Raw genomic sequence first — 18,222 nt, 5'->3', positions numbered from 1 at the left:
AAGTAGCCCGCGATTACTCGTCGATGCGGCGTACCTGTCCGAGCTCTGCGGTCAGGCGTGATGACGTCCCGATCCGCATCGCCCCATTCTCCGAGCCAACGTCGGTCACCTTTGTCACCACTTGCGGGGCAACGGTGCCAAGGAAGTTGTCGCCAGCAAAAAGATCGATCCCGAACTCGAAGATATCGCCGGATGCGGCTGCACCGCCCTTCTCAAAGCGGCCATCCCAGCTCTGGCGGGCTTCAGAGAGTTTGATCTCATCGCTCCAGACGGTCTCTCCTTGAGAATTGGCGACATTAAGAACGCCGCGCGTGGCTTCCTCAGGCACATCAAGTGAATACTCGATGTCATTGCCTGAATAGGGGACCCAGGACGACTCGACCGTTACCGTCTGGCCGAGCCATTCACTGGCATACATGGAATGCAGATCGCCAATCATGCTGGCCATGCTCTGCAGGCTCTGGTTCGACTGGACCTGCTGTTCCAGCGTCGAGAAGGACGCCAGCTGCTCGACGAACTGTGTCGAATCGAGCGGAGACATCGGGTCCTGGTGGCGAAGCTGCGCGGTCAGCAGTTTGAGAAAGTCGTTGAACTCCTCGCCGACGAATTGCGGCGTTGCGCTTGTTGTCGTGCTTTGCGCTCCCGCTGCCGAACCGGTTTGCGCACTCTGGACGATCTGCGTCGCCTGCGCTGCATTGATAACGCTCATCTGAAAACTCCTTCCTAGAGTTTGATATTGAGACCGCTTGCGCCGATCGTAATCGGTTGGCGCATCTGCGGCATGGCCGTCGCCGCCAATGTCTGGACGCCGTAATCGTCAGAGGCTGCGGTATAATCCATGAATTTGTGTGGCTGTTGATCCGAGCCGTTCGAGAAGCCTTCGCTGAAGGTCATATTGCCTGAGGGCAGGCCATGTTGTTCAAGCGATTGGACGAGATCGAAATGAAGCAGCCTTAGCTGGCGCATCGCTTCGGCTGTTTCCGCCCGCACGGCGACCTGCTGGAGTCCCTGCGCATCAAATTTGAATTCGATGGAAACCCGGCCAAGCTCTGGCGGGTCCAGCTGCACCATGATCCGGTCTGGTTTCTCGCCGCTCGAAAGCCGGTCATTGAAAACATTGACGATTTCTTGCGGAGCGGCGACCACGGTCGCCTGGGCCTGCGCCATCATGGCGCCAATGCCGGGCGCCGAGATCGCCATTGCGGCGCTCTGAGGGGCTGAGGCCGCCGGACCTGCGCCTGCAGCAATCGATGTGGCGGCCTGCGTCGCTGTATCGGCGGCGGACGCTTGAATCATGGTCGCACCTCCCTCGCCGCTGACTGTGGTAAAGCCGCTGGCCGGGGCGGCGTCTGTATCGGCGAGATCGGCCATGGAAACCGTCTCGACCGTCTGCGCACCGCGATGGCGCTGATCGTCTGTCCCGGCCTGTTGCTCGCCGGTATTGCTCGCCGTCTGCACGAGATCCGGGGCGACAGTGGCGGCACGGAGTGGCCCGTCATCAGTTTGCTTTGCCTCATTGCTCGCCTTGTCGCCAGCCAGACCCAGATCGGGTCGCGATGCCATATCGGTCATTTCAGCTGCGCTCGAAGCTGTGGTGGGCGCCTCTGCTGCAGCCGATTGTGATGCATCGACTTTCTGCTCTGGAGCGGCCTGGACTTTGGTTGCGGCCTCTATTTTGTCGCCAGAGTCTGCCGTTTCAGTTGGACGCGCGGTCAGATCGCTGGCTTCCGCGTCGGGCAGAGCGGTATCATTCGCTGCGGCCTGGACCGCCTGTTTGGACATGTCCGTCGGTTCCGGCGTGTCGGCCCCCGCGGCGGGCGCTTCGGCCTGCGCAAGCTCGCTCTGCTGCGCGGTGGCCTCACGGGCAGCTTTATCGCCAGCTTTTATCTCTTCTGCACTGTTAGCCAGTTTGATTTCTGCTGTATCGACAAGGGCAGTCTCCGCCGCGACGTCTGCAGGTATAGGATCGCCTGCAGGTATAGGATCGCCGGTCTGCTTATCGCTTATCTCGGCCGCCGGATTGGGCACCGGAACGACAGCCTGGGGTAGGGCAGCCGTCTCGCCGTCGGCACCTGCCCCGCGCTCGGGGCTCGTCTCGGTCTCAACGGCTTGCGCCTCGGGAGCTGGTTGACCCGCTATGGCGGTGTTGGCGCCTGCATCGCCTGATTGTCCATGATCGTCTTCGGGCTTTTTACGGCCGCTCTGACTGCTCGCTTCCATGCTGCGGGCAAATTCGACCCCGCGCCCGGTGTTCTGCGCGTCAGTCCGTCTGCCGCCGTTTTCCGGCATCAGGGGGGCGATAAGTCCAATGGTTGCGGGCATTCAGTGTCCCCGGTTAAGCCCCGATTAGGGCTCTCTTAACCAAACCTGCCTCACCACTGGTAAAAGCGGGTTTAACGCGCGGCGGGAAATCGACCGGTCTGTCGACAGGAAAGCGAAAGGAAAGCCGAAAAATGATTCCTCTCAATCTTCTGACGCCGAATGCAGATCAGCAGGCTCCTGTTCGTCGCAGACCAACTGCGCCGCTGCCACAATTGCCATCGGCCCGGCCTGCAGAACCTCAGCAGGCGCCTGAGCCTCGCGGCCAATCCTATGCAGAACCGCTGCGCCCTTTACGCGCGCCCCCGCCGCAGGTCTCGCGCGCGGCCGCGACTGAAGATGTCGCAGGCGATACCAATAAGCGTTTCGAACAGATGCTCTGGGCTGAGATGCTTCGCCACACGGGTATAGAAGAAGCCTTCACGAGCGCAGGTGGTCAGGCCGCTGCGGCCTTCACACAGTTTGCCGTTGAAGCCATTGCCCGCGATCTCGCAGAAAAACATCCGCTCGGTTTCAACGCTGTGGACCGGGCCGACGAGGCATATGAATCAAGCAGGACCCTCGGGGAAAGCGCATGAACAATAATGCAGAAGCCGACACTGTCCTGACCGGTCTGCTCGATATCCTCGAAACAGAGCACGAGGCACTGAAAGCCGGGGCGGCAGGAAAAGCCAGCGGGCTTCTCCAGCCCAAGATGGAGGCGATGAATGCCTTCGATGAGTTGATGGCAGACCCCGCCCAGCTTCGCGGCGTCCCTGATGTAAAGTCCCGCATGGAGCGCATTGTCAGGCTGGCGACTGAAAACGCCGAGCTCTTCTCTGCTGTTCGCAATGGCGTCGGCCAGGCCGTCTCAAGGATCGGTGGCGCAACGTCCAACGCCTATGTCGGTGCTTATACATCGGCAGGCGGAAAGACAGCGTTTTCCAAGGCTGCTGGCGGGTACGCAAAGAAAGCCTGATCCAGTTAACCGATTATCCATTTGTGCCGGATAGAACAGGCTCATAACCAAGAGTGGTTCAGGACAAAAAGCCTGCTGTCAGGAAGACATGAGTTGGAACTTCGAGGTCGGGTCACCGGCTCGATCTGGAACTTAAAAGGGGATAACTGATGTCCAGTATTCTTACGAACAATAGCTCGATGGTTGCGCTTGAAACCCTGCGCAACATCAACCGCAATCTCGAATCCGTCCAGAATGAAATCTCGACGGGCAAAAAGGTTGCATCCGCAAAAGACAACGCTTCGATCTGGGCGATCTCGACGGTCATGTCGACTGACGTCTCCAGCTTCGAACAGATCTCGTCTTCGCTGAACAAGGGTTCTGCAACTGTAGGTGTCGCACGCGCCTCCTCAGAGCAGATCACCAGTCTCCTTCAGGATATGAAAAACCTGATCGTTGACGCCCAGCAGGACCTCAACGATAGCGACCGCGCGACGATCCAGAAAGACGTTGCCGCTATCCGCTCGACGATCACGAATATCGTGAACGGCGCCCAGATGAACGGCCAGAACCTTCTCAAGGGTACCGACGACATGAAAGTGCTGGCATCGCTCGACCGCGGCAGTACTGGCGATGTCGCTCCGGCCTTCATCAACGTGTCCCGCGTTGACCTGACCACCACCGCTGCAGTTGATGCGGCTGCCAAGGCGACCACGGATGCCGGTTACGTGTCCACAGCAGACACGATCACAGCGACCGACGTCGCCAAGGCTTCGACCGAAGGTGGTTACCTCTCGACCACCGCCTCAGGCACCATCCCGACCAGCGGCTCTATCACGGTCGATATCAAGGGCGGCGAGATCGCAGCCGGCGACAAGTTCACGCTCAGCGTTGGCGGTTCGGATGTCACTGTTACGGCGACATCTGGTCAGACGATCAATGATATCGCAGCGGCCTTCAAGACGGCCATTGATGCCGAGAGCATCACTGACCTGACGGTCTCGGTTACAGATGCGACGGACGCGAGCGATGGCTCCGACAAGGCTGTTCTGACACTGGCCAACGGCAATGCCAGCTCCACGATCACGTTCGACGAGTCCAAACTGGAAGCCACCAATTCGGTTTCCCAGCTTGCTGACACCGAAGACGCCGATGTGACCATCAAGGGCGGTACGCTCTCGGCCGGTGACACGTTCACAGTGAATGTCGACAACACCGACTACACCTATACGGCTGTCGACGGTGATACAGTCAACGACGTTGCTGCAGGGCTCAAGGGCCTGCTGGATGACGCCTCGATCACCAATCTTGCGGTTACGGTGACGGATGCAACCGATCCGGCTACGGACGATGCGACACTCACCATTGCGGCCGATGGCGGCACAGTTGATGTCAATCTCGGCGGCCTAGCCTCCCAGAATGCGGCAACCGCAGCCGGTGGCCTTGGCGCACTGAGCAGCCTCAGCGTCGCAACCTCGACCGACGCGACTGCGGCCCTGACCTCGATCGAGAGCCTTCTCGACAAGGCGATCACGGCAGCGACCACGTTCGGTTCGGCCCAGAAGCAGATCGAAGGCCAGACAGAGTTCGTCCAGAACCTGGTCGACTCGATGAAGTCAGGTATCGGCTCCATGGTCGATGCAGATATCGAAGCAGCGTCCGCAAAACTGCAGGCCCTGCAGGTCCAGCAACAGCTTGGTGTCCAGGCCCTGTCCATCGCGAACAGCGCGCCGCAGACCCTGCTGTCCCTGTTCCGGTAAGTTAAATGAACTGAGGCCGGGCGCCTTCACGGGCGCCCGGTTTCACTTAGTAATCACGAGTGAGGGTACATGCATAATTTGGCGCACAAGGCATATAGCAACGTCACGAGCCGTACGGCATCTGACAAGCAGATTGAGTATGCCCTGTTCAGCGAAGTTACGAATGCTCTCAAGGATGTGGCGGCGCAGGATGTGCCGCTTCCTGCCGTTTGGGCAGACGCGATTGATCGCAATCTCCAGCTTTGGCTTCTTCTTTCCGTCGATCTTCTCAGCCCCGAGAACGGGCTTGATGAAAGCCTGCGCACCAACCTTCTGACGCTCGCCGAAATGGTCCGGCGCGTCAGCTATTCAGTGCTCTCAGGCGATACCGACATCTCCGACCTCGTCGAGATAAACGAAACGATCATGAAAGGGCTGTCCGGTGAAGTCAGCCCAAGCCAGATGGAGATAAGTGCTTAAATGTCCGGATTGATATTGAAGCTCGCAGCAGGCGAGAAAGTCGTGATCAATGGCGCGCTGCTCGAGAATGGAGACAAGCCGTCCAGCCTCAGGATCGCTGATGCGAATGCACGCGTCCTGCGCTGCCGCGACGCGCTGAAGCCTGACGAAGTCAATACACCCGTCAAGCAGGTCTACTATGCCATCCAGCTGCTTATTACGGGCGATCTGGAAGAAGACCGCGTCCTGCCGGCTCTTTTCCGTGAGATCGACCGCCTGGAAGACGTCTTCCGCGCAATCGACCCGCAGGCCATCCCGCAACTGCGTGAGATGCTGCGCCGCGCCAATCATTATTCCGCGCTCTGTCATATGCGCAATCTCGTCGAACTTGAAACCGAACTGTTCCGTCATGCGCGTCTCAAGAATGCGTATCCGGAAGAACAGGCACAGGTGGCCTGACGCGCCATGGTGCAGCCAGCGATCCCAATGTCGGGCCTTGCAGGCTGGTCTTTCCTCCAGTCGACATATGGTCGTCAGCTGGAGACATTTTCCGATAGCGCCAGCGTCAAGAACGACCGCGCCTATATGAGCGAGAAGCTCTCCAAGCCGATCTCTCTCGACGACTTCATGTCCGACCGCCGGTTGCTTCGCGTCACGATGACAGCGTTCGACCTCGGCGGGGAGGAATGGAAGGGCGGATTTATCCGCAAAGCCCTCGAAGAGGCACCTGATCCTGAAAGCAGCTTCCTCACCCGGCTGAACAATCCGGCCTATACCAAATTCGCAGAGACCTTCGCCTTCAAGGATGAAACCCTGTCGCTCAGCGCCGACAAGATCGAGCAGCTTGGCGACAATTTCGAAAGCGCAGCGTTCAGGCTGGCGGTTGGCGATGTCGATGAGAACATGCGCCTCGGCCTGAATTACCAGCAGCAGATTATCGATATCGCAGGCACAGGGTCGTCGAACGATGCCATTGCCTACCGCATCCTCGGTAATGTACCGGTCAAGACGGTGCTGGAAAAGGCGCTCAATCTGCCATCCGACCTCAGCAAGCAGCCGATCGAGAAACAGGCAGAGATCCTTCGCGACAAGCTGAGCTCCGCCTTTGGCATTTCTGATCTTTCCGACCTTGTCTCGCCCGACAATATCGATGCGGTTATCCGCCGGTTTCACGTCATGGAAACGATTAATAACGGCCCATCCGCGCTGACCCCTGGCTACACCGCCCTGACACTGCTTGGCGGCGGTCAGGGCTTCGGCTCAATCGCCAGCCAGAACCTCTTTCTAAGCTTGCTCTAGGCGGTCTTTCGCGCGCGCTCAGCTGGCGCCTCTGCTGCGTCCAATCCTGCACTCAGAATATCTGCCAGCCGGACATAGGCCGCTTGGCTATCGCCATCATGGCGTTCCGACACAAAGCCATCCAGCGCCCCGAACAGATCAATCGCCCGGTCACCGGCCGCATCCTTGCCGCGCTCATAGAGATTGGCGCGAACCATGGGTGCAAGCTCTTCATAAAGCGCGAGGTTTCGTCGGTATTCGCTGAGCAGCATGTTCTCTTCACCTGAGGCGGCCCGTGGCAGGGCGCGTGAGACGCTTTTCAGGACATCGATCGCCGGATAACGTCCGCGTTCGGCTATTTCTCGCGAAAGCACGATATGCCCGTCAAGGATCCCGCGGATCATGTCTGCCACCGGCTCTTCCATGTCCGAGCCTGCAACCAGCACAGAGAAGATCGCCGTGATATCGCCTTTTCGTTCGGGGCCGGGGCCGGCGCGTTCGGCAAGCTCGGCAATTGTGCGCACGGTTGATGGCGGGAAAGCATGCAGGGCAGGGGCTTCGCCGCCAACTAGCGCCACCTCCCTGTGAGCTTCGGCGAACCGGGTAATGGAATCGAAAAGGAGCAGCGTGTGATGGCCCTGATCGCGGAAGTGTTCTGCTGCGGCCATCGCGCAATAGGCTGCGCGTTTCTTTGCACCGGGTGGTTCACTGGCGGTTGCCGTCACAATGACGGATCGGGCCCGCGCTTCTGCTGGCAGGGTGACCTTGGCGAACTCATTGAGCTCGCGGGAGCGTTCACCGATCAGGGCAATCACGATCCTGTCGGCCTTGACGCCATTTGCCAGTGCGCCGAGCAGGGTCGACTTGCCGACGCCGGAGCCAGCGAAGAGGCCAAGCCGCTGACCCTGGCAAATCGGTATCGCGGTGTCGGTAATCATCAGGCCGGTATCGAGACGCGGCCCAAGGCTCTTTCGCACATGGCTTGGTGGGGCCTTTGAAATCAGTTTGCGCCGCATCAGCGTGCTTGGCAGGTTTTCCGGCGCGCCATTCTCAGTGTCGACGATCTCGCCGCGATAATTGACGATGCGGCCAATCCAGTGATCGCCAGGAGAGACAGAGGCTTCACGGTCGATATAGGCCCGGTCGCCGATCCGGACCTCATCGGACTCGTCGAACAGGAGCGCGGTCACACGGTCGGCCGTAATGTTCAGGATCTCGCCGCGGACAGTGCCATTCTGCGTCTGGATCTCGATCTCATTGCCAAGACCGGCGTGCGCGCTGACGCCCGTTATGCCGACATTGCCGGGGCTGACATCGCTGACGCGGCCCCAGATGCGGCAAAGCTCAGTCGTCTGTGATCGGGCGTGCTGCATAACGTAAACAGAATCTCGCTTTTCATTAACCTTTTATTCAACGTAACCGGGCATCTTTTCCAAAGAGTTAACCAAGTTGGGGCGGTCCAGTGTTCTCTAATATGGATGTCTTGAAGGTCTACAGTGCCATGGCGCGTCATGCGGCAGAGGCTCAAACGCATGCGTCGAAGAATATCGCGCACGCCGATGATCCCGGTTACCGCGCGACGAGTATTGAGTCGTTCGAGGATTATCTCAATCGCACCGCACTCAGTTCTTCGCAGGCGGCAGGTTTCCGGATCCAGGACACCGGCACACCGACCTCGCCAAACGGCAATTCGGTCAGCATTGAGCACGAACTTTACAAATCGGCCGAAGCAATGGACCAGCATCAGATGGCACTCTCGGTTTACACCAAGTCTCTCGACCTTCTCAGAGCGGCACTTGGCAGGCGATAGGGGGCAGGTTGAATGAATCCGATCAAGGCAACAATGATGCAGGCGATGCAGGGCATGCGTGTCCAGTCTGAACGCATCGACCTCACCTCGCAGAACATCTCGAATGCCGACACGCCGGGCTATCAGCGCAAGATGCTGGTTGTCGACCAGAACGGCGACGCCTTCCGCAGGCTGCGCATCGAACTCGATGGCACAGAGGGCGAGCGCAGCTATGAGCCAGCCCACCCGATGGCAGACGATGAGGGCTATGTCATGCTCTCCAACGTGCAGGTCGTGACCGAGATGGCCGACATGCGCGAGGCCAACCGGTCATACGAAGCCAATCTCAATTCCTTTCAGCAGGCACGGACAATGTATCAGTCCCTGCTCGATATTCTCAAACGATAGGGGGTCTGAACGATGTCAGGTGTGAACTTCGCGGCCTATGCGGCCCTCAACACGGTAAAGCCGACCGACGCAGCCGGTGGCGCAGCCAAAACACAGGCGGGTGCCAATCCGGTTTCTGAGGGCTTTTCGAGCTTCAAGCAGACAATGGATGCAGCAGAGCAGACGGCGATGAATACTGCCGTTTCTGGCGCTGACCCTCACGCCATGGTCGAGGCGCTCGCCAATGCTGAGCTGGCGCTCGATGCGGCCGTCACCATTCGTGACAAGGTGGTCGAGGCGTATCAGGAACTCCTGCGGATGCCGGTCTAGGCGGCCATTATTCATGACCGAACTGGCGATCTTCGAAATCCTGCGCGGCGCCTTCTGGACCGCAACCCTTATGGCAATGCCGATCCTCGCGATCACGCTGATCCTCGGCTTTGCGATCGGGCTTCTGCAGGCGCTGACTTCCATTCAGGAAATGACGCTGACCTTCGTGCCAAAGATCATGGCCGTGGTCGTCGTCTTCTTTCTGACGCTTGGCTACATGACCCAGCTCTGCCTCGATTTCTTCAACAATTCCGTCCTGCCCATGATCTCGGGCTAGATCGTCCATGCCAGCGTCGAGCCTTCTCAGTCTAGCGAGACCAACGACGCTCCTTGCGATCGGGCTCATGCTGATCATCCTGGTGATGGTCCTGCCGGTGCCGGCATGGGTCATGGACATCGGGCTGACCCTGTCCTTCGCCTTTGCGATCCTGATCTTCACAACATCGATCTTCATCGAAAAGCCGCTGGATTTCTCATCTTTTCCAAGCGTACTTCTGGCGTCGCTCGTCCTGCGGCTGGCGCTCAATGTCTCCTCCACCAAGCTGATTATCAGTGAGGGGCACACAGGCACAGGCGCTGCTGGCAATGTGATCGAAGGCTTCGCCATGTTCATCATGGGCGGAAACCTGTTCGTCGGCCTCGTTGTCTTTGGCGTACTGATCATCGTGAACTTCATGGTGATCACCAAGGGCGCTGGCCGTATGGCAGAGGTTGGCGCCCGGTTCGCTCTCGATGCGATGCCCGGCAAGCAGCTCGCCATCGATAGTGACCTCGCGGTCGGCGCTATCAGCCATGAAGAAGCCAAGAAACGCCGCCAGATGGAGCAGGAAGAAGCTTCCTTCCTCGGTTCGCTCGACGGTGTCTCGAAATTCGTGAAGGGCGACGCTGTCGCGGGCCTTCTCATTACGGCGCTCAACCTGATTGCGGGTATCGGCTTCGGCATCGCTGTGCACGGGCTCAGCGTCACAGAAGCGCTGAGCAATTATTCCATCCTGACGGTTGGCGACGGTCTCGTCTCGCAGATCCCGGCCGTGATCATTTCAGTGTCTGCCGCGCTGCTCCTGTCCAAGGGCAAGGATGAAGGCGCGATCGATGTCGCCCTTCTCGCGCAGCTTGGTGCAAACGCGTCCGTCCTCTTCATTGTGTCAGGCCTGCTCGGCGTCTTCGCGCTCATGCCGGGCCTGCCATTCCTGCCATTCATCGTCGCGTCAGGCCTCTTCGGGACGGCGGCCTATTTCATCCGCGAACATGAAAAGCGCGCAGCGGAGCTCGAAGAGCAACAGAACAATTTCGAGGCGCCGGAGCCTGCCAGCATCGGCGACTCTATCCACTCTGATGAGATCCACCTCGAAGTCGCCCCCGATCTCGTCGCGCTCGTCCTTCAGGGCAGCGACGGATTTGAGAGCCGGGTCGACAAGATTCGCCGCTATATCGCCGAGGAGTATGGCTTCGTCCTGCCATCCATCCGCATGACGGATAACCCCACCCTGGCGAAGAATTCCTACCGCGTCCGCATACAGGGCGTGAAGGTCGATGGCGGCACGCTGCGGCCCGGCAATGTGCTCGCCCTTATGGAAGACAAGCAGCTGCCGCATCTGCAGGGCGAGCGCGTCAAGGAGCCGGTCTATCAGGCATCTGCCCGCTGGCTCCCATCCGGCAAGGGCGCTGAGCTTGCCGCGGCTGGCGTCCCGGCCATCGAGGCAACCGAAGTGCTGGCGACTCATATGCTGGAAATCATCCAGTCCAACTTCTCGCTCATCTTCACCCGTCTTGTGATGATGGACACGCTGGACGCGTTGACCCGGCTCAGCGATGCCGAGCGCGCCGCGGCCAATAAGCGCTTCCTCGATGAGTATATCCCCGGCAAGGTCACGCCAGAACAGCTGCTCAACGTCCTGCGCCTCCTGCTGGAAGAGCGCGTGTCGATCCGCAACCTCTTCCTGATTATCGAGACTGTCGGCGAGGCGAAGGGGCGCACCACCAACCCGTCGCAACTTGCAGAGCTGGTACGTCAGCGCCTCGGCTTCCAGATCGTAGACAGACTTCAGGACGGCGATGGCCGCCTCCCGCTACTGCAGCTTGGGCCAAACTGGGAAGAGCAGTTCTCCGCCCATGAGGTCACAAAGGAAGACGGTGCCTCGGATATCGCGCTGCCACCGGACATTTTCGGCGACCTTACGACCTCGATCCAGAAGAAGCTCAATGAATACGCCCAGAAGGGCGTCACGCCGTCTATTGCGACGACATCACGCCGTCGCCGCTTTCTGCACACAGTGCTCTCCAGCAAGGGCATCCGCAATTCCGTCCTCGCCTATGAAGAGATCGGCTCGAGGAGCAAGCCCTATATCGTCGGCGTTGTCTAATGCCGGACTCGCTGCTCGCATCTGGACAGGCGGTCTACTGGATCGGCGCTGTCCTTCTGATCATAGCGCGTGTGGGCTTCATTATCTATTTCATGCCCGGCATTGGCGAGCAGGCCGTGCCGATGCGCGTGCGCGCCATGATCATCCTCATCTTCGCAACCTCGCTGGCGGTCACCGGCGTGGTCGAGCTTCCGGTCCTATCGGGGCTCGGCGAGTTCTTCCACTATCTGGCGCTGGAAGCGACGATCGGGCTTTTCTTCGGCCTGCTGCTTCGGCTGGCCGTCTGGATGCTGGCCATTACCGGTACCATCATCGCGCAAGTGATCGGCCTCTCGCAAATGCTGGGCATCGCGCTGGAAACCGAGGCCCAGACGATTACTGCGAACATGATGTCGATGGCCGGCGCCGCGCTGCTGCTCAGCATGGACTACCATCTCAGCGTCTTCGTCCGCGTGGTATCGCTTTATGTCGATATACCGGCCGGCGAGATTGGCCTGATCGACCCGATGTTCCTTGTAATGAACGGCTTCCAGGCCTTCTCGCTCGCGATCATGCTGGCCTGGCCATTCGTCGCCGTAAACCTCCTCTACAACATCTGCCTTGGCTTCATAAACAAGGCGCTTCCATCTCTGATGGTGGCCTTTGTCGGTGCGCCTTTTATGATCGGCGCAGGCATCATGCTGCTGGCCTTTTCAATCATGACGATGCTGGTGGTCTGGGGCGACCGGGTGCCATCCATCATCGGCTGGCTCTAGGGGGACGCGGTGGCTGAGGACCAGAACAGCGGTGGCGGTGAGAAGGAATTCGAGGCCACAGAGCAGAAGAAACGCCAGGCCCGCAAGGAAGGCAATGTCGCCCAGTCAAAGGAGGCGACGACCTTCTCTCTGATGGTCGGCATGGCCATCGCGGCGGCCCTGTTCGGTTCGGTGCTCGCTGGCGGCATCTTCAATGAATTCCAGGCGATGTTCTATCACGCTGACAGCTATGCCCATGACATCTTCTATGGCAGCGGCTCGGAGTCGAGGCGTTGGATCACCAGCGTGCTGATGCAGTGCCTGCCTCTATTCCTGATCCTTGTCGTGCTCGTGCTTGCCACTTTGCTGGTCCAGGGGTCGGTCGCGTTCTCGTTCAAGTCGATCAAGCCGGACATGAAGAAGCTGAACCCGGCGGAGAACCTGAAAAAGAAGTACGGGCCGAAGGGCCTCATCGACTTTGGCAAGGACACCGCGAAGATGCTGTTCGCCGGCTTCCTCGCCTCCATGTTTCTCTATTATTTCGTCGACAATTATTATGCGAGCAGCGCGGTCCAGCTCTCGCAATTCTTCCGCTTTACGTTCGCGCAGGTCACCGGGGTCATCATCCTGTTCGCCGTCTTCCAGTTCGCGCTCGGCGGCGTCGACTTCTTCATCCAGCGCCAGCTCCACGCCAACAAGCTGAAGATGACCCGGCAGGAAGTTAAGGATGAGATGAAACGGTCAGAAGGCGACCCGCACTTAAAGCAGCAACGCCGCGAAAAAGGTCAGAAGATCGCCAGGGGCCAGATGCTGCAGGATGTGAAGGGGGCGACCGTCGTCATGGTCAACCCGGAACACTATGCTGTCGCCCTCAAATGGGAGCCGGACAGCGACCGCGCCCCGGTGGTCGTTGCCAAGGGGGTCGACCATATGGCCGCGCGCATCCGGGAAGTCGCCATTGCGCATGATGTCCCGATCTACAGCGACCCACCCGCCACGCGCTCGATCTACGGGCTGGTTGAGATCGACGAGGAAATTCGCGGTGAACACTTCGCCGCCGTGGCCGCAGCGATCAGCTTCGTCGATCGCCTGCGCGAGCATCTCTAGGAGCAGCCACCATGAAACAGATGGAGAAGAAGACGGCAAACTCCCTTCGCAAGCTCGTCAGCCTCAAGCGCCAGCGGGCAGAACAGGCCATGGCAGAGGCGCAGGCCGCGCTTGATCGGGCGAGGGCAGACCTCATCGCGATGCGGGAGGCTCTTCAGGCACCGGCACAGCCGCTCGACTTCGCCGCTGTCAGCATGGCAGAGCGCAACGGGCATTCATCGCAGCTTATTGGCAAGGTCCGCGCGCAGGAGCGCCTCGTCGCGGAGCGTCAGGCAGAGCTTGCCACGGCCACCGAAATCCTCCGCCAGGCCTTCGGTTCACAGCAGCTTCTCGACAGCACACTGCGCGAAGCAGGTTAAAGGCGTCGCACATGGCTTGCTTTTCGCCGCATGGACAATCAACTCGTGGCATGTTGAAAGGCGCGGACTACGAAATGGCGAAGGCTGCGGAATAGAGGTCCAGCGATCATGTCGACAGGTCTTGTTACTCTCTTTGGTGGATCAGGCTTTATCGGCCGGTATGCGGCGCGTACCCTGGTCGAAGCGGGATACCGCGTACGCATCGCCGTGCGCCGTCCGCACCTGGCTGGCGATGTCCGCCTCGCAGGCCCTCCGGGCTGGATCGACATTGCCCAGGCAAATGTTCGCAACCGCGTCTCGGTCGAGCGCGCCATAGAGGGCGCAGACGCTGTCGTGAACCTCGTCGGCATCCTCTACGAGAAGGGCAAGCAGAGCTTTGAAGCTGCCCAGCTTGGCGGTGCGCAGACGGTGGCCGAGTGCGCAGCCGCCGCTGGCATCAAGCGCTTCGTCCAGATCTCCGCGATCGGCGCGAATGAGGACTCTGAGTCCGATTATGCCCGCACCAAGGCGCTGGCCGAAAAGGCTGTGCGCGATGCCATTCCGGAGGCGGTCATCCTGCGCCCGTCCATCGTGTTCGGGCCGGAAGACGACTTTTTCAACAAATTTGCAGGCATGGCCGCGCACCCCATCTCCAATGTCGCGCCCTTCCTGCCGGCCATTGGCGGCGGAAAGACAAAGCTGCAGCCGGTATATGCAGGAGATGTCGCCGAAGCGATCGCCGCCGCGGTCAGCCGCGATGACGTGCTCGGCAAGACATTCGAGCTCGGCGGGCCCCGCACCTACACCTTCCGCGAAATCTACGAGTACATTGCCAAAACGGTTGACCGGAAGCGTTATCCGCTGACCCTGCCTTACTTCGTGGCAAAGCCGATGGGCCTGACTTTTGGGGCGATCTGGAAACTTCCGGTCATTTCCACTGGCATCTTCGGCCCGCCGCCTATCACGGGCGATCAGGTCGAGATGCTGAAGACCGACAATACGGTCGCAGAGGGTGCGCTGACGCTGAAAGACCTTGGCGTCGACGATGTCGAGAGCATCGAGGCCATCGTGCCGACCTATCTCTGGCGGTATCGCGCCTATGGTGAGTTTCACCAGAAGGGCGAGGCGTAGGTCCTTCAGGGCCTGGCGGCTACTCGGGCTTTTCTATTCCAAGTGCTGAAAGATCCACGTCGCCTGATATGGCGGCGTAATAGAGCGCATAGCTGACATTCGTCATCCGGACAGGCTTGCCGTCCACGATCTTCGGTTCGTAGCGAAGCGTCTCGATTGCCCTGCGCGTTGTTTCGATAAATGGCGGGTGCGTGCAGTCGATCTCGATCCCCGTTTCGACGAAGCCTTCTTTCGAGACGTTGAAAGTCGCCTCACACGTGGCGCCAATAAGCTGCTCGGCCATCCAACCGGATATTCAGGTATGGGCGGCCTGATAGGCTGAACATTGGTGTCAGCGACGCTCGGCAGAGCAAGGCTTAAAAAGGCGCCGATAGCGGTTGCACCTGCGGCGAGGCCGCCTGTGGTCTTCAATGGATTGCGGATGAGGGTCATGGAGATATCCTTTGCGATACGCTTGGCTTTCATGTGCCGCGAACGCCGCAGATAGGCATCGATGAAGGTGCGCACCGCATGGCTTGCGGTAATGCCTTCCTCTTCGCAGGCCGCCTTGAAGGCTTCCTTCTTGGAGTGGGGCAGCCGGACTTCGAGCGTCTCGGATTTCTTTTCGCGGTGCTGTTTCATTGAACTCGGCCTGATTGCGCCTCGCAGCCACTCCATGGTTCAAGGCTATCGTCGCGATTGAAACCGCAAAGACGTCCCGGCACCAGAATTTTCATGTCCGGACACGCGGTTAGCTGTCTCGAAGCCTCATATTTTCGCGGCTCAGCCCGCAGCCATCATCGGGATAAGCGCAATGATCGCGATCCCCAGAAGGACGCGGTAGATCACGAAGGGCAGGAAGCTCATCCGGTTGAGCAGCGCCATCAATGCCCAGATCGACGCAAACGCCGTGAAGAAGCTGAGGCCTGCAACGATAAGGCCGTCTGAGAACGGTACGGTCACTTCGCCGCTATCTGCGGTTGCAAGCTTGAGGCACGCATAGGTCCCGGCGATGAGCAGGACCGGCGCGCCGCACAGCATGCCGAAGCGGGCTGCCTCTGTCCGCGACAGGCCGAGCGCACGCGCAGCCGTCATGGTCACGCCTGACCGGCTGACGCCTGGAATGAAGGCGAGCGCCTGCGCCAGGCCGATCAGGATACCGTCGCGAAGCGTCATGTCAGCTTCCGTGCGATCACGGGCGCCTTTCACATCGGCCCACCAGAGCAACAGGCCGAACACCACGGTGGCCCCGGCGATCACATAGGCGTTGCGAAGAAAGTCGAGACCGGGAACGAGCTCATAGGCAAGTCCGGCCACAAGGGCAGGCGGCGTCGCAACGAGGATCAGGAGCGCCAGCTTGCCGCCATCGCTGAGCCTGCCATTCTCGCGTCCGATGCCAACCAGTTCGAAGCTGCCTTTCACAACGCGGCCGGCGTCGCGCCAGAAATAGGCAAAGAGCGCAAATAGCGTTCCCAGATGCGCCATGGCGTTGACCATCAGCTCATCTTCACCGGAAATGCCGAACAGGTTGGCGGTCAGCAGGACGTGCGCCGAAGAAGAAATCGGCAGCCACTCAGAAATGCCCTGGACGATTGAAATGATGACAAGCTGAAGAAGCGACATAGGTCTATTCCGGACACAGGCTGATAAGGCCCGGCGTTTCTGTCATGGTTCGCGACAAAACGCACCCGCCTCTATTGTGTATCAACTTGATATGCACAAAATTTGCCAACTTTGAATTTTGACGCTATATAGAGAGCTGAAGCAGATAGTGCGTATCATAATAATATGTACTGGCTGAATTTGCCTTGCAAAGCCGCTTTCCAGCGCCGATAGGGCACAAACTTGCATGAGAGAAGGATGGGCGCCATGGCGAGCCGTATGCTGAAATTCACTGAGATCGACCGGACCATGCCGGAAAAACGTGCAGCCGAAACCCGCCGCAGCGATTTCCAGGAAATCTATGGTGACTATGCCCGCGAGGTCGCTGAAGATCAGGCCGCGCGCTGTTCGCAGTGTGGCGTGCCGTTCTGCCAGCAGGGCTGCCCCCTCGCCAATAACATCCCTGACTGGCTGAAACTCGCGGCAGAAGACCGGATGGAAGAAGCCTATCAGGTGTCGCAGGCAACCAATAACATGCCGGAAATCTGCGGGCGGATTTGCCCCCAGGATCGTCTCTGCGAAGGCATCTGCACGGTCGAACAGTCCGGCCACGGCACGGTCACGATCGGCGCCATGGAGCGCTATATTACAGACAATGCCTGGGAGCAGGGCTGGGTCACCCCGATCAAGCCGCCGCGCGAGCGCGAACAGTCGGCAGGCATCATCGGCGCTGGCCCCGGAGGCCTTGCGGCAGCCGAGCAGCTCCGCCGCAAGGGCTATCAGGTCACCGTCTATGATCGTTACGATCGGGGCGGCGGCCTTCTGATGTACGGAATTCCGGGCTTCAAGCTTGAGAAGGATATCGTCGGACGTCGCATCAAGCGCCTCGAAGACAGCGGGATTACGTTCAAATTCAATGCTGGCATCGGTGAAACGCATAGCCTCGCCGACCTCCGCGATGAGCATGACACGCTCCTGATCGCGACAGGCGTCTACAAGGCGCGCGATCTCATGGTGCCGGGCGCAGGTTGCGAGGGTGTCCATAAAGCCCTCGATTTCCTGACCACGTCGAACCGCAAGGGCCTCGGCGATGACGTGCCAGAGTTTGAGAACGGCACGCTCGACGCAAAGGGCCGCAAGGTCGTCGTCGTCGGCGGCGGCGACACAGCCATGGACTGCGTGCGCACGGCCATACGTCAGGGGGCAACCTCGGTCTCCTGTCTCTATCGCCGCGACCGCGCGAATATGCCGGGCTCGCAGCGCGAAGTGACAAACGCAGAAGAAGAGGGCGTCGTCTTCGAATGGCTCGCCTCTCCCGAAGCGCTTGTTGATGACGAGGCGGGCAAGCTGAAGGCCGTCCGCGCATCGCGCATGAAGCTTGGTGCGCCTGACCCGTCTGGCCGCCAGTCGCCGGAAAAAACCGGCGAGAGCTTCGAAATCGAGGCCGACATGGTCATCAAGGCGCTTGGCTTTGATCCGGAAGACCTGCCTCAGCTCTTTAATGAGCCGGCCCTTACCGTGAACCGCTGGGGTGCGATCAAGGTCGATTTCGCCACGCTCGAAACCAGCCTGCCGGGCGTCTATGCGGCTGGCGATATCGTCCGCGGCGCCTCGCTCGTCGTCTGGGCGATCAAGGATGGCCGCGACGCTGCCGAGAGCATGCACAAGCGTATGAAACAGATGGCCTCCACTCGTTCCGCCGCCCCCGTCGCCGCTGAGTAAGCCGACGG

At 59.7% G+C, this 18,222-nt stretch carries 21 protein-coding genes; 16 read left to right on the top strand and 5 right to left on the bottom strand.

Annotated features, from left to right (window positions below):
* Positions 1-13: 13 nt before the first annotated feature.
* Positions 14-709, bottom strand: coding sequence for a flagellar hook assembly protein FlgD (locus F550_RS0109635; protein ID WP_018148343.1), 696 nt, complete (start codon positions 707-709; stop codon positions 14-16).
* A 14-nt stretch (positions 710-723) separates the two neighbouring features.
* Positions 724-2,322, bottom strand: a complete 1,599-nt coding sequence (locus F550_RS0109630) for a flagellar hook-length control protein FliK (protein WP_018148342.1) — start codon at positions 2,320-2,322, stop codon at positions 724-726.
* 131 nt (positions 2,323-2,453) lie between these two features.
* Here F550_RS0109630 and F550_RS0109625 point away from each other — a divergent pair, with 131 nt between their 5' ends.
* The 6 genes from F550_RS0109625 to F550_RS0109600 all read left to right on the top strand — a co-directional run bounded on the left by F550_RS0109625 (position 2,454) and on the right by F550_RS0109600 (position 6,753).
* On the top strand, positions 2,454-2,897 hold the full coding sequence (locus F550_RS0109625; RefSeq protein ID WP_018148341.1) for a hypothetical protein: 444 nt from the start codon (positions 2,454-2,456) through the stop codon (positions 2,895-2,897).
* A complete protein-coding gene (locus tag F550_RS0109620) occupies positions 2,894-3,277 on the top strand; it encodes a hypothetical protein (RefSeq protein WP_018148340.1) in 384 nt (127 codons plus the stop codon). Before F550_RS0109625 ends, F550_RS0109620 begins: the two co-directional genes overlap by 4 nt.
* Positions 3,278-3,426: 149 nt before the next feature.
* On the top strand, positions 3,427-5,016 hold the full coding sequence (locus F550_RS0109615) for a flagellin (protein WP_018148339.1): 1,590 nt from the start codon (positions 3,427-3,429) through the stop codon (positions 5,014-5,016).
* A 69-nt stretch (positions 5,017-5,085) separates the two neighbouring features.
* On the top strand, positions 5,086-5,475 hold the full coding sequence (gene flaF, locus F550_RS0109610) for a flagellar biosynthesis regulator FlaF (protein ID WP_018148338.1): 390 nt from the start codon (positions 5,086-5,088) through the stop codon (positions 5,473-5,475).
* The gene (locus F550_RS0109605) at positions 5,476-5,913 is read left to right on the top strand and encodes a flagellar biosynthesis repressor FlbT (RefSeq protein WP_018148337.1); all 438 of its coding nucleotides are present in this window, start codon (positions 5,476-5,478) and stop codon (positions 5,911-5,913) included. It begins immediately after the preceding gene.
* Positions 5,914-5,940: 27 nt separating this feature from the next.
* Positions 5,941-6,753, top strand: a complete 813-nt coding sequence (locus F550_RS0109600; RefSeq protein ID WP_233349018.1) for a DUF1217 domain-containing protein — start codon at positions 5,941-5,943, stop codon at positions 6,751-6,753.
* Here the strand turns inward: F550_RS0109600 and F550_RS17445 are convergent.
* Complete coding sequence (locus tag F550_RS17445; protein ID WP_018148335.1) at positions 6,750-8,105, bottom strand: FliI/YscN family ATPase; 1,356 nt, start codon at positions 8,103-8,105, stop codon at positions 6,750-6,752. The two genes, F550_RS0109600 and F550_RS17445, sit on opposite strands and share 4 nt — an antisense overlap.
* 89 nt (positions 8,106-8,194) lie before the next feature.
* Between F550_RS17445 and F550_RS0109590 the strand changes: the two genes are divergently transcribed.
* The 9 genes from F550_RS0109590 to F550_RS0109550 all read left to right on the top strand — a co-directional run bounded on the left by F550_RS0109590 (position 8,195) and on the right by F550_RS0109550 (position 14,911).
* The gene (locus tag F550_RS0109590; RefSeq protein WP_233349017.1) at positions 8,195-8,542 is read left to right on the top strand and encodes a flagellar biosynthesis protein FlgB; all 348 of its coding nucleotides are present in this window, start codon (positions 8,195-8,197) and stop codon (positions 8,540-8,542) included.
* Between the two features lie 12 nt (positions 8,543-8,554).
* Positions 8,555-8,929: a flagellar basal body rod C-terminal domain-containing protein gene (locus F550_RS0109585; RefSeq protein WP_018148333.1), complete on the top strand. Its 375-nt coding sequence runs from the start codon at positions 8,555-8,557 to the stop codon at positions 8,927-8,929.
* Positions 8,930-8,941: 12 nt separating this feature from the next.
* The gene (locus F550_RS0109580) at positions 8,942-9,238 is read left to right on the top strand and encodes a flagellar hook-basal body complex protein FliE (RefSeq protein WP_018148332.1); all 297 of its coding nucleotides are present in this window, start codon (positions 8,942-8,944) and stop codon (positions 9,236-9,238) included.
* Between the two features lie 13 nt (positions 9,239-9,251).
* Positions 9,252-9,515: a flagellar biosynthetic protein FliQ gene (locus tag F550_RS0109575; protein WP_018148331.1), complete on the top strand. Its 264-nt coding sequence runs from the start codon at positions 9,252-9,254 to the stop codon at positions 9,513-9,515.
* A 7-nt stretch (positions 9,516-9,522) separates the two neighbouring features.
* Complete coding sequence (locus F550_RS0109570) at positions 9,523-11,601, top strand: flagellar biosynthesis protein FlhA (protein WP_026180689.1); 2,079 nt, start codon at positions 9,523-9,525, stop codon at positions 11,599-11,601.
* Complete coding sequence (locus tag F550_RS0109565) at positions 11,601-12,356, top strand: flagellar biosynthetic protein FliR (protein ID WP_018148329.1); 756 nt, start codon at positions 11,601-11,603, stop codon at positions 12,354-12,356. The genes F550_RS0109570 and F550_RS0109565 overlap by 1 nt, the downstream gene beginning before the upstream one ends.
* Before the next feature lie 9 nt (positions 12,357-12,365).
* On the top strand, positions 12,366-13,442 hold the full coding sequence (locus F550_RS0109560; protein ID WP_018148328.1) for an EscU/YscU/HrcU family type III secretion system export apparatus switch protein: 1,077 nt from the start codon (positions 12,366-12,368) through the stop codon (positions 13,440-13,442).
* An 11-nt stretch (positions 13,443-13,453) separates the two neighbouring features.
* Complete coding sequence (locus tag F550_RS0109555; protein WP_156807893.1) at positions 13,454-13,801, top strand: hypothetical protein; 348 nt, start codon at positions 13,454-13,456, stop codon at positions 13,799-13,801.
* Between the two features lie 108 nt (positions 13,802-13,909).
* Positions 13,910-14,911, top strand: coding sequence for a complex I NDUFA9 subunit family protein (locus F550_RS0109550; RefSeq protein ID WP_018148326.1), 1,002 nt, complete (start codon positions 13,910-13,912; stop codon positions 14,909-14,911).
* 19 nt (positions 14,912-14,930) lie between these two features.
* Here the strand turns inward: F550_RS0109550 and F550_RS0109545 are convergent, their stop codons facing one another.
* Together F550_RS0109545 and F550_RS0109535 are read right to left on the bottom strand one after the other, a co-directional pair.
* Complete coding sequence (locus tag F550_RS0109545) at positions 14,931-15,194, bottom strand: energy transducer TonB (protein ID WP_018148325.1); 264 nt, start codon at positions 15,192-15,194, stop codon at positions 14,931-14,933.
* 479 nt (positions 15,195-15,673) lie between these two features.
* Positions 15,674-16,513 (bottom strand): undecaprenyl-diphosphate phosphatase, encoded by an 840-nt coding sequence (locus F550_RS0109535; protein WP_018148323.1) that lies wholly within the window; start codon positions 16,511-16,513, stop codon positions 15,674-15,676.
* Between the two features lie 246 nt (positions 16,514-16,759).
* Between F550_RS0109535 and F550_RS0109530 the strand changes: the two genes are divergently transcribed.
* Positions 16,760-18,214, top strand: coding sequence for an NAD(P)-dependent oxidoreductase (locus F550_RS0109530; protein ID WP_026180688.1), 1,455 nt, complete (start codon positions 16,760-16,762; stop codon positions 18,212-18,214).
* The last annotated feature ends 8 nt before the right edge of the window (positions 18,215-18,222 follow it).

Source organism: Henriciella marina DSM 19595 (assembly GCF_000376805.1).
GTDB classification, from domain to species: Bacteria; Pseudomonadota; Alphaproteobacteria; order Caulobacterales; family Hyphomonadaceae; genus Henriciella; species Henriciella marina.
The sequence above is the reverse complement of the archived record's forward strand: the minus strand, read 5'-3'. Positions and strand labels throughout refer to the sequence as shown.